Below are 3,081 nucleotides of genomic sequence, written 5' to 3' on the forward strand. Positions count from 1 at the left end.
TCTCTTCCAAGATTTTTCAGACAGTAGTATAATAGATGTGTTACAGAAAGTTAATCTTCTTAAGGAAGTTGGCAATAATCTTGAACTATACCTTGATGGACAAAATCTATCAGGTGGTCAAATGATGAAATTGGAACTTGCCAGAGCTTTGCTTAGATTGAAGCCCATTCTACTTGTTGATGAGGTAACAGCTTCATTGGATGATACGAATGCCAAAGAGATTCGACAGCTTATTTACTCTCAAGATTGTACAATTATTGAAATTGCTCATAAATTCAATAAAGATAATTATGATGAGGTTATTAAGTTAGAAGATTATAGATTTCGTGATTAACACAGAGTTCAAATTGAAATACAATCCAAAATATTGCATTTGATAATCAGTTGTATTGAAAATAAAATACAGTTAGAATTCTGCAAGTGTCTGATACTATGCTGTTTTAGACTAATTGAAAGCTAACTTTTTATTTTCCCCTAATCAATTTGAAAAGGTAAGTGCTTGAAATAAATAGATTAAAATTCTACGTTTGTTACTCTAAAAACTAGACTTAACGTCAATACTACTGTTTTAGAAGTCATTATAGAAATGAGCGGTTCTGTTGCAAAGTTTTAAATCTACTATCAAATAAGGTAGAATAATAGAAAAAGAGAGCACGAGGAATGACGATGAATCATTTTAAAGGAAAGCAATCTCAGCAGGATGTGATTATTGTAGCCGTGGGCTACTATCTTCGTTATAACCTTAGCTATCGTGAAGTTCAAGAAATCTTATATGATCGTGGCATTAACGTTTCTCATACGACGATTTATCGTTGGGTGCAAGAATATGGCAAACTACTCTATCAAATTTGGAAAAAGAAAAATAAAAAATCCTTTTATTCATGGAAAATGGATGAAACCTATATCAAAATTAAGGGACGTTGGCATTATCTTTATCGTGCAATTGATGCGGACGGCGTAACCTTAGATATCTGGTTACGAAAGAAACGGGATACGCAAGCAGCCTATGCTTTCTTAAAACGATTCCATAAACAGTTTGTTGAGCCCAAAGCAATTGTGACCGATAAAGCACCTTCTCTTGGCTCCGCCTTTAGAAAGTTACAGAGTGTGGGTTTATATACTAAGACAGATCACCGAACTGTGAAGTATCTTAACAATTTAATAGAACAAGACCATCAACCTATTAAACGACTAAACGACGGAATAAATTTTATCAAAGTCTCCGTACAGCCTCTTCCACGATTAAGGGTATGGAGACCCTTCGAGGAATATATAAAAAGAACCGAAGAAATGGAGGCTCTATAATTTCTGTAGTGGGTAAATCCTCTATGGAGATTATGGAGCCTTTTTGATTGTAGAAAAAAAGTCCCATATGACCTATAATGAAAAGCGACTAAACCATCATTTTAGAAAGAATCATATGGAACAACTAAATCTTATCACAAATTTTCTTGGAATAAAAGACAAAAATATTATCATCACTAATGAATACGATATGGGAATGCACAAAGAACTTCACGGTTACTTGGATTACGAGTCTCCTAAATGTCCTGCCTGCAAGGGACAGATGGGCAAATACGACTTCCAGAAAGCCTCTAAAATCCCGTATCTGGAGTGTGCTGGCTACCGAACTCTCATTCGCCTGAAAAAGCGCCGTTTCAAGTGTAAGGAGTGCGGAAAAATGGCTGTCGCGGAAACTTCTCTGGTCAAGAAGAATCACCAAATCGCAACCGTCGTCTATCAGAAAATCGCTCAATTGCTCATTGAAAAACAGTCTATGACCGACATTGCCAAGCGCCTTGCCGTCTCTACCTCAACCGTCAGTCGCAAGCTAAATGAGTTCCAATTTAAAACCGACTGGAATTGGCTGCCTGAGAATATGAGCTGGGATGAGTACGGCTTCAAGAAGGGAAAAATGAGTTTCATCGCTCAGGATTTCGACTCATTAAAAGTCATCACAATCCTCGACGGACGCACGCAAGCAACGATTAGAAACCACTTCCTACGCTATTCCAGACAGGATAGAAATCGCGTTAAAGTCATCACTATGGACATGTTTAGCCCTTATTACGACATCGCCAGAAAATTATTCCCTAACGCTAAGATTGTCCTTGATCGCTTTCACATTGTGCAACACCTTAGTCGTGCTATGAACCGCATCCGCATTCAAATCATGAACCATTTGGACCGTCAGTCACAGGAATATCGTGCCCTGAAACGCTACTGGAAACTGATCCAACAAGATAGTCGCAAACTCAACGATAAACGCTTTTATCGTCCGACTTTTCGTGCGCATTTAACCAACAAGGAAATCCTAGAAAAGCTACTGCCATACTCTCAAGAACTGAGAGAACATTATGAACTCTACCAACTTTTACTTTTCCATTTCCAAGAGAAGAACTCGGACCATTTCTTTGACCTCATTGAAGAGACGAGTTCCAGCGTACACCCTATCTTTCAGACAGTTTTTAGAACTTTTTTGAAAGATAAAGACAAGATTATCAACGCCCTCGAACTGCCGTATTCAAACGCAAAACTGGAAGCAACGAACAATCTCATCAAGGTCATTAAGCGAAATGCCTTTGGCTTCAGGAACTTTGAAAACTTTAAGAAACGGATTTTGATGGCAGTAAATATTAAAAAAGAGAAGACCAAACTGGTCCTCTCAAGAATTTAGCTTTTCATCTACCCACTACAGTTGACAAAGAGCCCAAATTATTTTATTAATACAGATCTAAGTAGTTATCAATTTCCCATTGTGAAACGAAAGTAGCATAGCTTGCCCATTCCAAACGTTTCGCATCAAGGAAGTTTGTATAGATATGATTACCCAATGCTTGACGAACCACTTCATCCGTTTCCAATGCTTTAAGAGCATTACGTAGTGTTGAGGGTAAATCAATGATACCAGCCTCTTTACGTTCTTCTGGAGACATTGAGTAGATGTTTGTTTCAATTGGAGCTGGAGCTTCAATCTTATTAATGATACCATCAAGTCCGGCTTCCAAAAGAACGGCCATTGCCAAATATGGGTTTGCCATTGGGTCAACTGAACGCAATTCCAAGCGTGTACCCATACCA

The 3,081-nt window shown here is 38.0% G+C and carries 2 protein-coding genes and 2 pseudogenes; 3 read left to right on the top strand and 1 reads right to left on the bottom strand.

Translation table 11 applies throughout. The features are described from left to right. The 3 genes and pseudogenes from CGS49_RS14570 to CGS49_RS13275 all read left to right on the top strand — a co-directional run. The coding region (locus CGS49_RS14570) for an ATP-binding cassette domain-containing protein (RefSeq protein ID WP_143405874.1) at positions 1-334 on the top strand (334 nt) is incomplete at its 5' end. Positions 335-666: 332 nt separating this feature from the next. Next, positions 667-1,352 (top strand): annotated as a pseudogene (locus tag CGS49_RS13270) (IS6 family transposase). A gap of 68 nt (positions 1,353-1,420) precedes the next feature. Then, a complete protein-coding gene (locus CGS49_RS13275; protein WP_179859092.1) occupies positions 1,421-2,677 on the top strand; it encodes an ISL3-like element ISSth1 family transposase in 1,257 nt (418 codons plus the stop codon). A gap of 46 nt (positions 2,678-2,723) precedes the next feature. Here the strand turns inward: CGS49_RS13275 and CGS49_RS13280 are convergent. Next, positions 2,724-3,081 (bottom strand): annotated as a pseudogene (locus tag CGS49_RS13280) (glutamine synthetase); the annotation flags it as partial.

The organism is Faecalibacterium langellae (assembly GCF_002549775.1).
Classification (GTDB): domain Bacteria; phylum Bacillota; class Clostridia; order Oscillospirales; family Ruminococcaceae; genus Faecalibacterium; species Faecalibacterium langellae.